Source organism: Vulcanimicrobium alpinum (assembly GCF_027923555.1).
Taxonomy (GTDB): Bacteria; Vulcanimicrobiota; Vulcanimicrobiia; order Vulcanimicrobiales; family Vulcanimicrobiaceae; genus Vulcanimicrobium; species Vulcanimicrobium alpinum.
On sequence record NZ_AP025523.1, the window covers coordinates 2,747,680 to 2,765,584 of the forward strand.

At 67.9% G+C, this 17,905-nt stretch carries 15 protein-coding genes; 8 read left to right on the forward strand and 7 right to left on the reverse strand.

Annotation, left to right across the window (positions count from 1 at the left end; all coding sequences use genetic code 11):
• Window positions 1-274 precede the first annotated feature (274 nt).
• Window positions 275-1,162 (forward strand): ERCC4 domain-containing protein, encoded by an 888-nt coding sequence (locus WPS_RS14135; protein WP_317995112.1) that lies wholly within the window; start codon window positions 275-277, stop codon window positions 1,160-1,162.
• 91 nt (window positions 1,163-1,253) lie between these two features.
• Here the strand turns inward: WPS_RS14135 and WPS_RS14140 are convergent, their stop codons facing one another.
• Window positions 1,254-1,694: a single-stranded DNA-binding protein gene (locus WPS_RS14140; RefSeq protein ID WP_317995113.1), complete on the reverse strand. Its 441-nt coding sequence runs from the start codon at window positions 1,692-1,694 to the stop codon at window positions 1,254-1,256.
• A 125-nt stretch (window positions 1,695-1,819) separates the two neighbouring features.
• On the reverse strand, window positions 1,820-2,125 hold the full coding sequence (rpsF, locus tag WPS_RS14145) for a 30S ribosomal protein S6 (RefSeq protein WP_317995114.1): 306 nt from the start codon (window positions 2,123-2,125) through the stop codon (window positions 1,820-1,822).
• A gap of 231 nt (window positions 2,126-2,356) precedes the next feature.
• On the opposite strand from rpsF, the gene WPS_RS14150 reads away from it, so the two are divergent.
• Window positions 2,357-5,752, forward strand: coding sequence for an efflux RND transporter permease subunit (locus tag WPS_RS14150; RefSeq protein ID WP_317995115.1), 3,396 nt, complete (start codon window positions 2,357-2,359; stop codon window positions 5,750-5,752).
• Between the two features lie 6 nt (window positions 5,753-5,758).
• Here the strand turns inward: WPS_RS14150 and WPS_RS14155 are convergent, their stop codons facing one another.
• A complete protein-coding gene (locus WPS_RS14155; RefSeq protein WP_317995116.1) occupies window positions 5,759-6,367 on the reverse strand; it encodes a TetR/AcrR family transcriptional regulator in 609 nt (202 codons plus the stop codon).
• 155 nt (window positions 6,368-6,522) lie between these two features.
• On the opposite strand from WPS_RS14155, the gene WPS_RS14160 reads away from it, so the two are divergent.
• The 6 genes from WPS_RS14160 to WPS_RS14180 all read left to right on the forward strand — a co-directional run bounded on the left by WPS_RS14160 (window position 6,523) and on the right by WPS_RS14180 (window position 11,266).
• Entirely contained in the window at window positions 6,523-7,278 is a 756-nt protein-coding gene (locus WPS_RS14160; RefSeq protein ID WP_422665024.1) for an SDR family oxidoreductase, read from the forward strand.
• 49 nt (window positions 7,279-7,327) lie between these two features.
• Window positions 7,328-7,597, forward strand: coding sequence for a rhodanese-like domain-containing protein (locus tag WPS_RS14165; RefSeq protein WP_317997556.1), 270 nt, complete (start codon window positions 7,328-7,330; stop codon window positions 7,595-7,597).
• Window positions 7,527-7,859: a DUF2798 domain-containing protein gene (locus tag WPS_RS18275; RefSeq protein WP_405054963.1), complete on the forward strand. Its 333-nt coding sequence runs from the start codon at window positions 7,527-7,529 to the stop codon at window positions 7,857-7,859. Before WPS_RS14165 ends, WPS_RS18275 begins: the two co-directional genes overlap by 71 nt.
• Before the next feature lie 178 nt (window positions 7,860-8,037).
• On the forward strand, window positions 8,038-9,480 hold the full coding sequence (locus WPS_RS14170) for a circularly permuted type 2 ATP-grasp protein (protein ID WP_317995118.1): 1,443 nt from the start codon (window positions 8,038-8,040) through the stop codon (window positions 9,478-9,480).
• Window positions 9,480-10,397, forward strand: a complete 918-nt coding sequence (locus tag WPS_RS14175; protein ID WP_317995119.1) for an alpha-E domain-containing protein — start codon at window positions 9,480-9,482, stop codon at window positions 10,395-10,397. The genes WPS_RS14170 and WPS_RS14175 overlap by 1 nt, the downstream gene beginning before the upstream one ends.
• Window positions 10,397-11,266, forward strand: coding sequence for a transglutaminase family protein (locus tag WPS_RS14180; protein ID WP_317995120.1), 870 nt, complete (start codon window positions 10,397-10,399; stop codon window positions 11,264-11,266). Before WPS_RS14175 ends, WPS_RS14180 begins: the two co-directional genes overlap by 1 nt.
• Window positions 11,267-11,434: 168 nt before the next feature.
• Here the strand turns inward: WPS_RS14180 and WPS_RS14185 are convergent, their stop codons facing one another.
• The 4 genes from WPS_RS14185 to WPS_RS14200 form a co-directional block, all read right to left on the reverse strand.
• Window positions 11,435-12,019 (reverse strand): Uma2 family endonuclease, encoded by a 585-nt coding sequence (locus WPS_RS14185; protein WP_317995121.1) that lies wholly within the window; start codon window positions 12,017-12,019, stop codon window positions 11,435-11,437.
• Between the two features lie 123 nt (window positions 12,020-12,142).
• A complete protein-coding gene (locus tag WPS_RS14190; protein ID WP_317995122.1) occupies window positions 12,143-13,534 on the reverse strand; it encodes an efflux RND transporter periplasmic adaptor subunit in 1,392 nt (463 codons plus the stop codon).
• Entirely contained in the window at window positions 13,531-17,160 is a 3,630-nt protein-coding gene (locus WPS_RS14195) for an efflux RND transporter permease subunit (protein WP_317997557.1), read from the reverse strand. Before WPS_RS14195 ends, WPS_RS14190 begins: the two co-directional genes overlap by 4 nt.
• Window positions 17,145-17,894: an efflux RND transporter permease subunit gene (locus WPS_RS14200; protein WP_317995123.1), complete on the reverse strand. Its 750-nt coding sequence runs from the start codon at window positions 17,892-17,894 to the stop codon at window positions 17,145-17,147. The genes WPS_RS14195 and WPS_RS14200 overlap by 16 nt, the downstream gene beginning before the upstream one ends.
• Window positions 17,895-17,905: the final 11 nt, after the last annotated feature.

Sequence of the window (17,905 nt, forward strand, 5' to 3'; positions counted from 1 at the left end):
CCATTCGATGCGGCTGCAAGCGATGCTCTCGCCAAATGCGTCCCACGGTTGCGGGACTCAATGTCCGTTTGTTCTCGGATGCGGCAAACCGTACTTCGCACGCGCCCGAGCGCCGCTCCGCCATGTCGGCACCAACGCAGTCGGCGAGGACGCGATCAAGCTGACCTTCGCTCGCCCCTCACCGCGTCCCGGGACGCATGGAGGCACGCGGATCGAAGTAGGCGCCGCCGTCCGGCGTGTAGGAGGAGGTTTTGACGGCCAGGAAGCGCGCGGCGTGGAGGAGTTCATCGTCGCGCGTAATCCCGATAAGACCAGCAGCCTGCCATTCTTGGTACATTTGCCGATCGACGGCGGTTTGTGGCTCAAGGCGAGGGATTCGTGGCCGCGCACGGCTCGCGTGTATTGTCACCCGGCGGACGACGTCGACATCGATCGGCTCGAGATCGTCGAACGCGTAGGCGTGCTTGCGTGCGTGCGCCGCGGCGTCGCGATCGATCTGGTGCTCGAGCGCGGGGTGAACCGGCGTTCGCAATTCGTGACGACGACGGCACGCGGCCGCCGGATGGTGCTGTGGCAAACGCAAAAGGTGGCGACGTCCGCTCGGCCGGGTGTTCGCATCCCGTCCGCTGCACCGTCTCCCCTCGCGGTCATTTTTATCGACACGCGCGAACGATATGGCTATACGTTCGCCGGTCACGCCGTCCGCGTCGAGCGCCGCGCATTGTCTGCGGGCGACTACGCAGTCGCCATGGGCGACTCGTACGCGGTGATCGAGCGCAAACGCCTTGACGATTTCGCCAGCTCGCTTTCGAACGCGCAGCTCGGCTACACGATGGCGGAACTCGCGCTCTTGCCAGCGGCGGCGGTCGTCGTCGAGGGTACGTACTCGAAACTGCTTCGACTTCCACACGCGCCGACGGGGTATTTGGCCGATCTCGCAGCGCGGCTGCAAGTTCGGTATCCGACGGTGCCGATCGTCTACGTCGAGTCGCGCAAGCTCGGGCAAGAATGGTCGTACCGCTTCTTCAAGGCTGCTCTCGCACGCGAAGAATCGCCGGAACTCGAACTTCGGCCGGAACCGCGCTCGACTGAGCCACCCAAACCACGGCGTCGGCGAACGCCCAAACGTGGGACCGCGACGGATGCGACCCCGTCGGGCTAGCGTCGCGGTCACGCCGCCCGCGACGACGAAGGCGAGCCGCGACGGGGCTGGCAAAAAAACTTGGCCTCTAAAACGCTAGAATGTCAAAACGTCAAAACGGAATCTCGTCCTCCGGGAACTCATCCATCCCCCCGCCTCCGCCCACCGGCGCCGCCTTCTCGCGCGGCCGCGAATAGCTTCCGCCGCCGTCGTCATCGCCGCCGCCTCCGCGGCCGGCGCGATCGAGCATCTGCATCGTGTTCACCACCACCTCGGTGGCTTTGCGTTTTTCGCCTTCCTTCGTTTCGTAGGAACGGATCGAGAGACGCCCGTCGACGAGACACGACATGCCCTTTTTCAGGTACGTATTGCAGGTCTCGGCGAGCTTGTCCCAAGCGACGCAATCGATGTAGTCGGTTTCTTCTTGCTGCTTCGCACGGCGGTTCACGGCGAGCGTGAACTTCGTGACGGCGGCGCCGCTGCCGACGTAGCGGATCTCGGGGTCGCGCGTCAGGTTTCCGACGAGCGTGATGCGGTTGAACGACCCTGCCATGGTATCTCTTCCTTCTGCTTGCTTTGTGTGGTATGCGGAGCCCTACGCGCGAACAGGGTGGTCGCTGCCGGGTCTTCATCATGCCGGGGGAGCGTGCCAGGTGCCTGGCACGGTGCGGGTCGCGGTTAGGTTTCCCGGCGGATGATAAGGTGGCGCAGGACGGCTTCGTTGAGCCGGAGCTGGCGCTCGAGTTCCTTCTGCTCCTCGGGGCCGCTCTTAAACTTCATCACGACGTAGTAGCCCTCGCGGACGTCGTCGATTTCGTACGCCAAGCGGCGCTTGCCGAGCTTTTCCAGCTCGCCGACGATCTCACCGCCGCGGCTCTTCACGCCGGCGGCGATCTGGTCGGCCCGTTCGTCGACCTCGGCTTCTTCGAGGTTGGGGCGCAGAATGTACGTGACTTCGTAGTCGATGGTAACGGTGGTGGCCATGATGCCCTCTCTGGACGCCGGCGGGGCCGGCGGCCCGGCGCGGGGCCGGGCAGCGGGAAACTCACCGGGCGCGAGGCACCGGGAGAACCCCCGAAGTCTATCACGCCCAGCAGACTCTCAGCAAGGGCGGCTCCTGGCCCCAAGCCGACCTCTTCGGCACGTCTCAGCATTTCGTACGAACCTATCCGGAGGTTCACCCTCCCACCGCCGCGCAAAGAGTAGCCGCCCCCTTTGTCGATCGCCGATTTCGCCGTTACCCGCCGCGTCACGGTCGCGATGCTCGCGACCGCGATCGTCGTGCTGGGAATCTTCGCGATCCCGCGGCTCCCGATCGCGCTGCTGCCGTCGTTTCAGCCGCCCGTCGTCTCGGTCACGGTCAACTACGGCAACGTCTCGCCGGAGACGATGGAATCGACCGTCACGCGCCCGATCGAGAACGCGGTCAGCCGCGTCTCCGGGATCGACTACCTGCAGTCGAATTCGTTCCAGGGCCAGACCGTCGTGCGCGCGACGTTCAAATACGGCACCAACATCAACGTCGCTGCGACCGACATCCAGCAACAAGTCGCGCGCGCCGCGACGCAGCTCCCGAACGACACCAACCTGCAGCAGCCGCAGATTCAAAAAGCGGATCCTAACGCGCTCCCAGTCGTGCGCCTTTCGGTGACCGACAACAGCCGGCCGCTGCGCGACCTCTTCGATCTCTTCAACAACCAGCTCGCCGATGAGTTCGCGGGCGTCTCGGGCGTCGGTTCCGTCTCGGTGTTCGGCGGCGCGCAGCGCGCGATCATGGTCGAGCCCGACGTCAACGCGCTCGCCGGCTACGGCCTCGACACCAACGCCATCGTCACGAAGATCAAGAATGAGAACGTGGACGCGCCGGCCGGCTTGCTCGCGATCGGTCCCAAAGAGTTCACGATCCGCGCGAACGCGCTCTACAAGAACTCGGCCGAGGTCGCGAACACCGTCGTCACCGTGAAAAACGGCGCGCCGGTCTACGTGCGCGACGTCGCGCGCGTGATCGACGGCGTCGAAGAGATCCGCTCGTTCTCGCGGCTCGACGGGAATTCGTCGATCGCGCTCGGAATCACGGCGCAGCCGGACGCCAACGTCATCGCCGTCTCGCAGGGCGTCTACGCCAAGATCGCCGACTTCCAGAAGCGCTATCCGACGATGCACTTCGGCGTCGTGTTCGACCAGCAGGGCTTCATCGATTCGGCCGTGGTCGCGCTGGAACACACCGCGGTCTACGGCGCGATTCTCGCGGTGCTGATCATCCTACTCTTCCTGCACTCGCTACGCTCGACGCTGATCGTCGCCGTCTCGCTCCCGACCTCGGTGCTGGGCACGTTCTTCGCAGCGTACACGCTGCACCAGTCGCTCAACATCATGACGCTGGGCGGACTCGCGCTCGCCGTGGGGCTGATCGTCGACGACGCCGTCGTCGTCATCGAGAATATCTACCGACACCTTGCGGAGGGCGAGCCGCCGCGCGAGGCCGCGCGCAATGCGACCGCGCAGATCTTCACGGCGGTGCTCGCTTCAACGGTCACCGTCATTACGGTATTCGTCCCGCTGCTGCTGATCCCGGGCTTGCAGGGGCTGATCTTCGGTCCGTTCGCGCTCGTGATCATCGTCGGCGTCGGGATCTCGCTGCTCGTCGCGACGACCACCGTGCCGATGCTCTCGAGTTTCATGCTCGACACGCATAGCGTCCACCTCACCGACGACGACGGCGATGGGGTCTCGCGCGGCGGCTTCGCCCGCGGCTTTGCGCGCCGCTACCAGCGTTTCGGCCGCGGGTTCGACCGCTTCTACCTCCGCCTCGAAACCGGGTACCGGCGCCTGCTCGGCGCGGCGGTCGACCGGCCCGCGATCGTGCTCGGCACGGGGCTGCTCCTCGTCGCGCTCTCGATCGTCGCGGTCAACTTCGGCGTCGTGAAAACCGAAGTGTTCCCCGCCTCCTCGTCGCGCTTCATCCGCTTGAACTTGCGCACGCCGAACGGCACGTCGGTGGCAAGCACCAACGCCGTCGCGATCAAGGTCGAAGATGCGCTGCGCCGCGATCCGCGCGTCGTCAGCGTCGCCGACACCGTCGGCTCCGCGTTCGGCGGCGGCGGCTCGCGCGTGGTGACCAATCAGGCATCGATGGCGATCGCGCTGCGACCCGGCATCAGCGGCGCGAAGGCCGACGCGTTCGTCACCGAGTGGCAGCGCCGCCTGGGCGGAACGCCGCGTCGGGGCGGTGCGGCCAACGCCAACGTTCCGCAGACCATCACGCCGGAGCAGCGCGCGCAGTTCCTCGATCTGCGCCGCGCGCTGGTCGGCACGCAGGTGTTCGCGAGCAGCATCGACATCGTGCAGCAAACGGTGAGCCAGGGCTCCGACGCGATCGAGATCCAGCTCTACGGGCCCGACATCAACCAGCTCTACAAGCTCGCGCAAGGCGCCATCCCGTCGATCGCGCAGATCCCCGGCATCCAGCGCCCCGACACGAACATCACGCCGTCACAGCCGGAAGTCGACGTCAACGTCAATCGCCGCATGGCCGCGCAGCTCGGGCTCTCGACCGGCGACATCGCCAACGTCATTTCGACGGCGACCAGCGGGACGATCGCGTCGTACTGGCAGACCAACGGCACGCAGTATCCAATTCTGGTCCAGCTTCCGCCTGACCAGCGGCGTTCGCTCGACGCGCTCAACTCACTGCAGATCCTGCCGAGCACGGCGACCCTCGCCGCATCGTCGGGCGGCGGCAGCGGCAGCGGTACGAGCACAAATGCCGCGAGCGCGAACGGACCGTCGTCGCAATCGCTCGACGCGGTGCCGCTTAGCGGCGTCGCGCAGATCACGATCGGTCAGGGACCCTCGCAGATTCCGCGTCAGAACAAATCGCGGCGCGTCGACATCGACGCGCCGCTCGTCGGCGGCACGCTCGGCGACGTGCTCGCGCAGGTCACGAAGGTGATGGACGCCTATCCGCTGCCGGCCGGGTATCGCTGGCAATACGGACCGTCGGTCACGCAGAACAACAACACGTTCGGCGCGCTGACGCTGGTCGTGATCCTCGCGATCGCGCTCATCTACATGCTGCTCGCGTCGCAGTTCGAATCGTTCCTTGACCCGCTCGTCATCATGGTCGCCGTGCCGTTCGCGCTGATCGGGATCGTCGGATCGCTGTGGATCACGCACCGTGCCTTCGGGCTGACGGCGTTCATCGGCTCGCTGATGCTGGTCGGGATCGCGGTGAAGAACGCGATTCTGGTGGTCGAGTTCACCAAGCAGCTCCGGCGCGACGAAGGGTATTCTGCGCGCGAAGCGCTGATGCACGCCGGCCCGATGCGTCTGCGGCCGATTCTGATGACGACGCTCGCAACGCTCGGCGGGATGCTGCCGATCGCGCTCGGGCTCGAGGCGGGGTCGGAGACGCAGGCCCCGCTCGGCACGGTCGTGATCGGCGGCTTGGTCACCTCGACGCTGCTGTCGCTGGTCGTCGTGCCGACCATCTATCTGCTGGTCGCCAAGCACATCGAGCCGCGTTTCGCGCCGAAGCCTCCGTCGTTCCGGCGCCCCACCCGCCCCGACGGAGCCCCCGCGAAACAGCCCCACCCCGCCGCCGCACCGTGATTCGCCTCAGGCGTGTGATGCTCGAAGCGTTAGGGCAACGAGATCGGCGGCCTCGTCGGCTGTTGCAAGGAGGATCCGACGAGACTCGCCGGCTCGCGCTCGAACGGTGAGGCCGTGACGTAAGCTGTTGACGAGCCGGGCAACACGCGATGGCCGCACGTGTAACGGGACCTCCCCCTCGGCCATCGCGCGGGAGAGGCGGGCGCACAGCAGGCGATCCGTGATGGCGAGACACGCTTGCAACTTCTCACGCAACTCGGGCTCCTCGCCGGCGGCAGTCGCAAGAACCGAAGCGACGAGACAGCCCGGGGTCGTCGCCGATGTCGTGTTGAAAACGACCGCACGGAAAAACCCGCGGATCGCGTCGGCGATACGGGGCTTTTGCAGCGCGGCAAACGGCGCCGCCCCGTTCGTCTCGAGATAATGATCGACGCACGAGAGAAACAGCTGACGCTTGTCACCGAATGACGCATAGACGCTCGCTCTGTTCATGAGCATCGCTTTCGTCAATTCGTCCATCGAGGCGCCTAGATAACCGCGTTGCCAAAAGAGCAGCATCGCCGCATGCAGCGCCGCTTGGCGATCGTAGAGTTTGGGACGACCGCGGTTTGCCATTGATACGCATGCAATAGCATCACAAATTTTCACGCTCGTCAAGTTTTTATACCGCTTATTCCAAAATATTTGACCACTCGGTCATGATGCGATAAGAGAATGATCATTCTTAAAAGCACAGGCCGCCGGTCGCGGCCTTGACGAGAAGGAATACCATGGGCAGATTTTCAGGGACCGCCGTGCTGGTTACCGGTGGCTCGACGGGCATCGGCTTTGCAGCGGCGGACAAGTTCGGCAAGGAAGGCGCTCGCGTCGCCATCACCGGTCGAGATCCGGATCGCCTCCGTGCCGCCGCAAGCCGCCTTGCCAGCGGCACGGTTGCGATTCAGTCCGATTCCGCTGATGTGAACGCAACGCGCCTCCTTGGCGATACCGTTGGCCGGCAGTTTGGAAAGCTCGATGCCGTTTTCATCAACGCCGGCATCGTGCGGCTCGCGACGATCGAGGCGGTCAGCGAAGAGCTGATCGACGAAGTGTTTTCCGTCAACGTGAAAGGCGCAATTTTCACAATCCAGGCATTGCTGCCGTTCCTGCAGCCAGGCAGTAGCGTCATCGTCAACACGTCGGTCAACAACCGCATCGGCATGGCCGGCACCCTCGTATACGCTGCCAGCAAAGCCGCCTTGCGGTCTGTCGTGCGCGTCGCGGCAGGGGAGCTCGCGGAGCGCGGCATTCGCGTGAACGCCGTGAGTCCGGGACCCGTCGATACGCCGATCTACGATACGCTTGGACTTTCTGCGGAGGCCCTGCAAGCGTTCGCAGCGAGCATCGTCCCCAAGATACCGCTCGGGCGATTCGCGAAGGCCGAAGAGATTGCGCAGGTTGTCTTGTTTCTCGCATCAGCCGACTCGTCGTTCATCACGGGCGCCGAGATTGTCGCCGACGGCGGCTGGACCGGAGTGACTCGATGACTACGATCGACGTCGAGATGCTGCGCGACGGCCTCCGCGAGGGCGCTCGATCGTGATCGACGTTCGCAATCCGCAAGAGTTCGCAGCCGCTGCGATCCGCGATACGCGCAATATACCGATCGCGGATCTCTCAGGCCGGCTCGCCGATATCCCTCGTCGGGGCGGCGTTGCCGTCACGTGCTCGAAGGGCTCTAGGAGCGCGCGCGCAGCGCAGCACCTCCTCGGCCATGGCTTCCACAACGTCGTCGATGTCCAACGCGGGATCGAGGCCTGGAACGCCCGCTACGGCACACCGGTCGAAGGCCGCCCAGAGCAATGACAACGGCTTCTTCGGCGCTCTCCTCCCCGCGCGTTTCGCCAACGCGCTCTTTGCGATCTTGCTTTCAGGGATCAATACGTTCGTCATCACCGGAATCTCGATCGGATGGGCGTTTGGGTTGCGGGCCGCGACGACGCCTTCCGTCGCAATGAGTGCTTGGTTCCACGCGTATCTAAACGCATGGCCCGTTGCGTTCTGCCTTGTCCTTCTCTTTGCTCCGCTTGTACGGCGGCTCGTCGCTAAGCTCACGTCGACGACCTAGCGTTGATGCCCAACCAAGCGGGGACCTCAACAACCCCTTGCGTCGCAGCTAGCCGGGCGCAAAGGTTCCCGCTCTGGCGAGATCGAGGCGGCCGTTCGACGGACTCAGGGTGACGGCTCGGTTCCGCAATAGGCCATCTGGCGAACGGAGCGGGCGGGGCGGGGCGGAATCGGCGGGGATGCGCTCGATCCTCGACCGCTATGCTCCCGCACCCGCCTACGACGAATTCGCCGACGCCGAAGGCTGCCCGCGCGAGCACTACGCCGCGCTCGCCGCAACGCTCGCCGGGATCTCCGCGGTCGATTTCCGCCATCGCGTCACCAGCGTCAACACCGTCCTGCTCCAACGCGGCGTCACGTTTACCGTCTATTCCGACACGCGCGGCACCGAGCGCATCCTGCCCTTCGATCTGATTCCGCGCATCATCCCGGCGAGCGAGTGGTCGCACATCGCCCGCGGGATCGCGCAGCGCGTGCGCGCGCTCAACGCGTTCTTGCTCGACGTCTACACCGAGGGCCGCGTGCTGCGCGACGGGATCGTCCCGCGCGCGCTCATCTACTCCTCCGCGCACTACGAGCGCGAAGCGATCGGGATCCGCCCGCCGCGCGACACGTTCGTGCATGTCTCCGGGATCGACATCGTCCGCGACGCCGACGGCACGTTCTTCGTCCTGGAAGACAACCTGCGCACGCCGTCGGGGATCTCGTACGTTCTCGAGAACCGCGACGTCCTCAAGCGCGCGTTCCCGCGGCTGTTCGACAACTACGACCCGCTGCCGGTCGACGACTACCCGGCCCGGCTGCGCAACGCGCTGATAGCGGCGGCCCCGGCGAACGTCGGCGAGCCGACGATCGCGATCCTCACGCCCGGCATCTACAACAGCGCGTACTTCGAGCACACGCTACTCGCGCGCCGCATGGGCGTCGAACTCGTCGAGGGCAGCGACCTCATCGTGCGCGACAACTTCGTCTACATGAAGACGACGCGCGGCCCGCGGCGCGTCGACGTGATCTATCGACGCGTCGACGACGACTTCATCGATCCGCTCTACTTCCGCTCCGATTCGACGCTCGGCGTCGCCGGGCTGTTCGACGCCTACCGCGCCGGCAACGTCACGCTGGCCAACGCCGTCGGCACCGGCGTCGCCGACGACAAGGCGGTCTATCCGTACGTCCCCGCGCTCATCCGCTACTATCTCGGCGAGGAGCCGGTGCTGCGCAACGTCCCGACGTTCGACTGTTCCGACGATGCGCAGCGACAGCACGTCCTCACGCGCCTCGATCAGCTCGTCGTCAAGCGCACCGCGGCGTCCGGCGGTTACGGGATGCTCATGGGGCCGCAGAGCACCGCAGCCCAGCGTGAGGACTTCGCGGCGCAGATTCAGGCGCATCCGCGCGACTTCATCGCCCAGCCGGTGATCGCGCTCTCGGCGCACCCCACCGTCGTCGAAGCGGGGATCGCCCCGCGACACGTCGACTTGCGGCCGTTCGCGCTGCTCGCCGGCGACACGGTCGAAGTTCCGCCCGCGGCCTTCACGCGCGTAGCGCTCACCGAAGGCTCGCTGGTCGTGAATTCCTCGCAGGGCGGCGGGTCGAAGGACACCTGGGTGCTTGGCGACTGATGCTGAGCCGGGTTGCGGAATCGCTCTACTGGATGGCGCGCAACGTCGAGCGCGCCGAAGACCTCGCGCGCCTGATCGACACGACCGCGATGCGGTCCGTCGATCACGCCGGCGACGCGGCGGAGCGCTGGAGCTCGGTCTATCGCATCGCGGGCGTCCCGCCTCCGGAAGCGACCGAGCTGCTGACGCGAGCGACCGCGATCGAGGACATCGTCTTTGGGATCGAGTCGCGGCTCTCGATCGCGGCGTGCGTGCGGATTGCGCGGCAGAACGCGGTCGGCGTGCGCGCCGAACTGACGACCGAGGTGTGGGAGTGCGTCAACGGCCTCTACCTCTTCGTCGAAGCGCACTCGCCGCGCGCCGTCGGCCCCGACGGCGCATCGACGTTTCTGCGCAGCATCCGCGACACGGCGCAGGCGTTCGGCGGGTTGTGCGACGCGACCCTCGCGCACGACGACGCGTGGGAGTTTCTGCGACTCGGCCGCGCGCTCGAGCGCGCCCGCATGACCGCTCGGGTGCTCGCCGAGATCGAACCCGACGACGGTCCGCACGTGTGGCAGCTCGTCCTCGAAGCGTGCTGCGCGAGTGCGCCGTTCGCGCGCGCACAGCGGCAATCGTCGGACCCCGCCGAGGCGTTGGCGTTCCTGGCGCTCTCGGCGAACTTTCCGCGCTCGCTGCGTTTTTGCGTACGCGAGGTCGACACCGCGCTGCACTCCCTCTCCGGCGCGCCGACGGGCACGTTCGCAGACGCCGCGGAGCGCATCTCTGGCCGCATCTGCGCGTCGCTCGACTTCGCCGGCACCGGCGACTTGATGCGCGAGGGGGCGCGCGCGTTTGCGACGGGCCTCGGCACCCAGCTCGACGAGCTCGGCTCGACGATCGGCGCGACGTACTTCCCGCGGATCCCGGTGGCCTGATGCGCTACACGATCGCGCACCGCACGCGCTATCACTATCCGATGCCGGTCCACGAGAGCCACACGATCTGCCATCTCCAGCCGCGCTCCGACATCTCGCAGTACTGCACGCGCTACGAGCTGAGCGTCTCGCCGCGGACGCGTGTCTTCTCCTACGCCGACCGCTTCGGGAACGACGTCCAGCATTTTGCGATCCTGCCGGAGCACGGCGCGCTGGAGATCGTGGCGCGCTCGCAGGTCGTCACCGCGCGCGGCGACGGTGCCGCGCCGCCTCCCCTGCCGCGCGAGCTGATCGACGACGACCCGAACCGCGACGACATGTGGGACTACCTGCACGAGAGCCGCTACGTGCGCTTCAGCGCGGAGCTCGACGCGCTCGCGACGCACGTCGGGGTCCCCAAGCACGGCGACGACGCGGTGGCGTGGTTTCAGCATGCGTCGTCGACGCTGCACGACGAGTTCGAGTACGACACGACGACGACCACGGTTCACGCGACCGTCGAGGAGTCGGTGCGAATGCGCTCCGGCGTGTGCCAGGACTTCGCGCACGTGCTGATCGCGCTGTGCCGCAGAGCCGGAATCCCCGCGCGCTACATCAGCGGGTATATCCACTCCGGCAGCGGCGAGATGCTCGGCGCCGAGGCGTCGCACGCGTGGGCCGAGGCGTATCTCGGTCCGCGCGGCTGGGTGGGGATCGATCCGACGAACGACACCTGGATCGGCGATCAATTCGTGCGCGTCGCGACCGGCCGCGATTATCGCGACGTGAGTCCCGTCCGCGGCGTCTATTCCGGCGCGTCGTCGAGCGTGATGTCGGTCGACGTCGCCGTCGAAGCGCTCTCCTACGAGCAACAACAGCAACAGCAATAGTCACCCTGAGCTCGTCGAAGGGCAGCCGGATCGCGCACGCAGGATTCCGCACGCACCTTCGTTCGCGATTCTGGGCGGCGCTTCGACAAGCTCAGCGTGACGGGGACGCTCAGCGTGAGGCCCGCTCAGCGTGACGGCGCTCAGTGACCGCGCTCAGCGTGAGGGGCGCTACGCGCCCAGATACAGGCCAGCGAACATTGCGTCGACCGCGTAGGTGAAGCCGGGAAGCGTCGCATGCGTGACCGTCTCGCCCGCGCCGAAGCGCGTTACGCTGCCGGCGGCGTGCGCGATCACGGTGCGGTTCGGCGGATCGACGACGAACACGACGCGCGTGCCGCCTGCGAGATAGGCTGCGATCTTCCAATCGAGTTCGCGCTCGGAATCGCCGCTCGAGAGAATTTCGACGGCGAATTCCGGCGCGCGCGGCGGCGCTACGGCGTCGGCATCACCGAGTTGGTCGAGCACGGCGCGCGAGTCGTACGCCACGTCCGGGACGAGCGACGCGAACGTGAACCCCGGCGCGGTGAAGGTGTGGCGCCACTCGTGGTACGCTTCGCCGCGCGCGCCCGCCCACGCGTTGAGCGCCTGCATCCAGCGCGCTTCCAGCGCTTGGTGCCGGCGTTTCGGGCTCATCTTGCGGACGAGACGTCCGTCGATGAGTTCAGTCGCGGGTTCGGTTTCGGGAACGGGGATCGGCGCGAGCATCAAAGACTCCTCACGCCATGCTATCACGCCGCGTTTCTGCAGCGTCAAGCGCCCGTCACCCTGAGCTCGTCGAAGGGCCGCCAGCATCGTGCACGATAGAGACGCGAGCTCATTCGTGCGTGATCTCGGCGGCGCTTCGACAAGCTCAGCATGACGGGGCGCTCAGCGTGACTAGCCGCCGCTGGGGGCGAGCAGGTCGACGGCGCCGTGTGCAGCGAGGCGGTCGCCGATTTTTAGGCCGGACGTGACGAGCGTCGTGCCGCCGTCGGCGTCGCCGATCGTGATCTCGCGCGAGACGAACCCTTCGCCGTCTTTGGTGCGTGCGCGCACGAAGACGACGACGTTGCCGGTTTGCGGATCCTGAACGATCGCGTCGGTGGGGATCAGCACGCCGCGGTGTTCGCCGGCGTCGATCACGACTTCGACGGCGTCGCCGTTTGCCGCGCCGGGCGGAACGCCGGAGAGCACCACCGTACTGGTCTGCGTCGTCGGATCGACGCTCGGGACGACGGACCGGACCACCGCCTGCGCCTTCGCGCCGCCGCGCGCGGCGAGCGTCACCGCGGCGGCGGCGCCGGGATGGATCGCGCGCACAGCGTCGCCGCTGACCGTCACGGTGACGGCCTCCGACTGCGGCGGACCGACGACGATCGCGGGCTGGGTCGGGTCGACCGACTCGCCGGGATGCTTGAGAATCTGCGAAACCACGCCGTCGTTCGGCGCGCGCAGCGTCGCGTTCGTGAGGTTGCGCCGCGCCGCGGCCGCGCGCGCTTGGGCGGAACCCGCGGCGCCCGCGGTCACGCCGACCTGCGCCTGCGCGTTGCGCACGTCGGCTTCGGCCTGTGCGACGTCGGCGCGCGCCTGCGCGACCGCGCCGCCGACCGCATTCTGCGACGACGCGGCCTTCGATTGCGCGGAGACGACATCGGCTCGATCGAGTTGCAGCTGCTGACGCGCCGCCTCGACGTCTTTCTGCGCCGCGACGCCGCCGGCGTACAGCGTCTGCTCGCGCTGCACGGTCCGCTCGTCGGCGGCGACCTTCGCCTGCGCCTGCATCAGCGCGGAACGCGCGCCGGTCGCATCGCTCTGCGCCGATGCCGTTCCCGATTGCAGCGCGGCGAGATGGTTGCGCGCGAGCACGAGGCGCCGCTGCGCGCTCGCCAGCGCGCGCTGCGGCACCGTCCCGCCGCCGTACGCGGCCGAGGCGGCCGCGGCATCGTTCGCCGCTGCCGACGCGTCGAGCGCGAGTCCCGACGTGTCGAGTTCGGCGAGCGGCTGGCCCGCGGTCACTGCCTCGCCGACGTGCACGTCGATCCGCGCGACGATCCCCGATCCGGCGAAGGCGAGCTTCGCGTCGCCGCCGGCGGGAAACCCCACCCGTCCCTGCGCGCGCACGTGCGACGTCAGCGTGCCGAACCGCGCGGTCGCGAGCGGGAGCGACGGTACCGACGACGCCTGCGCATCCGTCGCCGTGGTCGTCTTGCGCACGTTCAGCAGCGCGATCGCGATGACGACGGCGACGACCGCCAGCGCGGCCGCGACCGCGGAAGTGCGGCGGTTCAATCCGAGACCTCCAAGTCGAGCGTCGCCTGAGACTGCAGGCGATCGTACAAGGCGGCGAGCGCGTCGACGGCGGCCTGCGCGTACGCGGCGCGCGCCGACGAGAAATCGAGGCTCGTCGAGGCACCGCTGCGATACCCGAGGGTCGCGGCGTCGAGTTCGGCGCGCGCCGACTGCAACGCAGCCTCGCTCGCGTTCTGTGCTTCGACGGCGGCGGCGGCGTTGCGTGCGGCGGCGCCGACGTCGACAGCGATCTGCCGCGCGACCGAGTCGCGCTTCGCCTCGGCGGTAGTGAGAATCGCCTGTTGGGCGCGCACCTTGGCGCCGAGCGCACCGCCGAGCGGGAGGGTCATCTGGGCGTTGAGGGTGGGGCCGGCGATGGTGAAACCGGAATCGACGCCGCGCGCGTAGCCGCCGCTCACCGTGACCGGCGGGATCACCGCACGCTGCGCGGCCGAGACACCTGCGCGAGCGGCACGTACGTTCTCGTCGGCCGAGCGGATGTCGCCGCGCGTCGCGAGCGCGCGCGAAACCGCTTTGGCGGGATCGAGAAGGTCGGTTCGCGCTACGGTCCCGATCGCCGGTGCGCCGAGCGTTCCGGGCGCGAGGGAGAGTTCGCGTTCGAGCGCGTCGGCGGCGTTCGCGTCGTCGGCTTTCGCGCGCGCCAGATCCGCCTGCGCGCGGGCGAGCGCGACGTCCGCGCGGACGGTGTCGATGCGCGGTGCGTCGCCCGCCTTGAAACGGAGCTGTGCCGCCCGCGAGAACGCTTGCGCGCTCGCCACCGCGTCGGCGCGCGCCTGCGCGACCGAACGCGCCTTGAGCGCCGCGTAGTACAGCCCGATCGTTTTGATTCGTTCGGTGCGCTCGGCGCCGCGCGCGTCGATCTGCGCCGCGCGCAGCGACGCGTTCGCCTGCGCGACCGCCGGCGCGTACGCGAGGACGTCGCCGAGGGTCACCTGCGCGCCGACGGTCGTGATGCGTTGCGCGAGGGTCCCTTCGGCCGCGCCCTGCGGGGCTTCGGCGTACGTCGCGGTTGCGGCGATCCCGTACGTCCCGCGCGCCTGATCGTACGCCGCCTTCGCGGCCGCCACGTTCGCGCGCGCCGTGCGCACGTCGGGCGAGTTCGCGAGCGCGCGCGTCTGCGCGTCGGCGAGCGGCACGGTCGCGAACGCCGTCGCACGCGGGTTAACGGTCGGCGGACTCGGAATCGGCACCGTGCTCGCGACCGGCGCCGCGGACGCCGGCTGGGCCGTCGCGTCGCGCGCGCCGAGCGCGACGAACGCGATCGCGAGCACGCTCGTCGCGATCGCCTGCGCGGGGACGCGCACGCGACGCGATCCGGTGAATGCGGCGTAGAGCACCGGGATCAGGATCAGCGTGAACGCCGTTGCGGTCGAGAGGCCGCCGATGACGGCGATCGCGAGCGGCTTCTCCATCTCGGAGCCGGAGCCCAGACCGAACGCGAGCGGGAGCAGGCCGCCGATCGCGGCGAGGGTCGTCATCAGAATCGGCCGCAGGCGCGTCGAACCGGCGATCACGAGCGCCTGCACCACGTCGGCCCCCGTCTGCACCTGTTTGTTCGCAACGTCGATCAGCAGGATACCGTTCTTGACGACGATCCCGACGAGCAGCAACAGTCCCATGAACGACGAGACGTTGACCGGCGTGCGGGTGAGCACCAGCGCGATCGCGACGCCGATCAGCGCGAGCGGGATCGCCGCGAGAATGACCAGCGGCAAGCGCAGCGAGCCGAACGTCGCGAGCATCACCGAGAACACCAGCGCGATCGCGATTGCGATGACGCTCGCGAACTCGCGAAACGATGCCTGCTGCGTCTCGTACGAGCCGCCGATCGTCGCCGTGTAGCCCGGCGGGAGGCCGAGCTTCGCGATCACCGGCCGCACGCCGGCGATCACCGATGAGAGGCTCGCGCCCTCGATGTTCGCGCTCACGCGCACCACCCGGCGGCCGTTCTCTTCGTTGATGTCGGTGGTGTAGCCGCCGTTCTTTACGCTCGCGAACGTACTCACCGGCGTCGCGCCGCTCTTCGTCATCAGCACGCCGCTCGCCGGCCCGGCCGCGCCGCCCCCGGCGCCTGCGACCAGCACGCGGACGGGAATCTCGGCGTACGTTCCGGCGATCTGCGCTGCGACCGAACCCTGCGCGTTTGCGTCGAGCGCGCTCGAGAGATCGCTGCGCGCGATCCCGAGCGCCGCCAGCCGCGACGCCTGCGGCACGATGCGCAGGGTCGGGTCGTCATAGACGATCCCGTTGTAGGGATCGACAACGCCCTTTACCTTCCCGATCGCGTCGGCGAGCCGCGTCGCGTAGGCGTTGAGCGTCGCTTGATCGGGTCCGCTCAGCACTACCTCGATCGGTTGGGGCGCACCGGAGAGATCGTTGATCTGATCTTCGAGCAGCTGATGGAAGTCGAGTGTCGCCGAGGGCACCGCGGCGGCGATCTGGTCGCGCAGCCGCGCGCTGATTTCCTCGTAGCCAGCGTCGCGTTTGTCGCGCAGCGAGACGCGAATCGTGCCGATGTTCGTCTGCGTCGGCGAGTAGCCGTTGGTGTCGACGCCGGTAAGCCGCCCGACGTGCGCGACGGCCGGATCGCCGACGACGACTCGTTCCATCCGCTGCACCGCCGCATCGGTCGAATCGAGCGACGTTCCCGTCGGCATCGTGTACTTGATCTCGAACTGCCCCTCATCGAGTTTGGGCAGGAAGTCGCTCTGCGACGTCCCGAGCAGCAGGACCGTCACGATCAGCACCGCGGCCGAACCCGCGTAGATGATCGGCCGGTGCGAGAGCGCCCAACGCAGCATCGACACGTAGCGCCGCTCCAGCCGGTCGTCGGCCTTCGCGACGTGACGCGACGTGCCGAGAAACCACCGCGCCAAAATCGGCGTCACCAGCAAGGCCAGTGTGAGCGAGATGATCAGCGACGCCGCGAGCGTGAACGCGAGCGCACGAAAGAAGAATCCCGTGACGCCGGTAAGCAGTCCCAGCGGCAAGAAGACGACCACCGTCGTCGCGGTGGATGCGATCATCGCCTTCGCGATCCCGCTGCTCGCGCGCGAGACCGACTCGTCGAGCGTTTCGTCCTTCGCATCGCCGATGCGGCGCGCGATCGCTTCGATCACGACGATGGCGTCGTCGATGATGAGCCCGACGGCGACGGCCAAGCCGCCGACGCTCATCAGGTTGAGCGTCTGTCCAGAGCGCTCCAGCGCAAAGATCGCGATCGCCATCGCGAGCGGGATCACCGCCGCCGCGACGAGCGTCATCCGCAGGCTGCGCAGGAACGCGTAGATCACCAGCACCGCGAGCAGCGCGCCGAGCAGGATCGCGTCGCGCAGCGACGTCTGCGACGCAACGATCAGCCGCGTCTGGTCCCAGTACTTCACCAGGTGCACGTCGGCGGGAATACGCGGCGCGATCGCGTCGAAGCGGCCGTCGACCTCACGTGCGAGCGTGACGGCGTCAGCCCCGGCCAGCGCGAACGCGTTGACGTTCACCGCGTGCCGTCCGTCGACGGCTGCCTGATCGGTCGAAGGGCCGGTGGTGAGCCGCACGCTGCCGAGCGCACCGACCGGCAGCGTCCCGCCGTTCTTCAGCGGAACGCCGATCGCGGGAGCGACACCGCATCGTGCGGCGCCGCGTCGACGAGCAGCACGTACCGCTGGTGGAACCGTTCCGTAGTGCCGACCGACTCGACGTTCGCCGCATCGCCGATCGCCGTCGCGACCTCGCCCGCGCTCACGCCGGTCGCGGCAAGTTTCCCGGCGTCGAGTTCGACGTGGTACTCCACCGGCGAGCCGCCGACCGCGATGATCCGTCCGAGCCCCGGCGTTCCGGCGAACGACGGGATGATGCGCGTGTCTACGAACTGTTTGAGCGCCGTCTGCGAGAGCACGGTCGAGGTGAGCCCGTACGAGACCACCGGCTCCGCGTTGGGGTTCACGATCACGCCGTCAATCGTCTTCGCCGCCGCGATCGTGCCGCGCACCGACGCCATCGCCTGGTTCACGGCTTCGAGATCGACCCGCGGATCGGTGTGCGGATCGAAATCGATCAGCAGTTCCGCCGAGCCTTGCGTCGACGTTGCGCGCACACGCTGGACCGAGGGCAGCGTCTGGAACGCCGTCTCGAGCGGGCGCGTCACCGCGATGCGCACGCGATCCGGCGGCAGATCGCCGGCGTCGGCGACGACGTCGACGCGCGAGAACGACATCTGCGGGAAGATGCTCTCGGGCGCGATCAGGTACGAGTAGACCCCGAGCGCGGCCAGGACGAGGGCGACGAAGACGGTGACCTTCGCGTTGCGCAGCGCGAAGGAAGGGAGCGATCGCGTCGAGGGCACTGTCCCCGAGC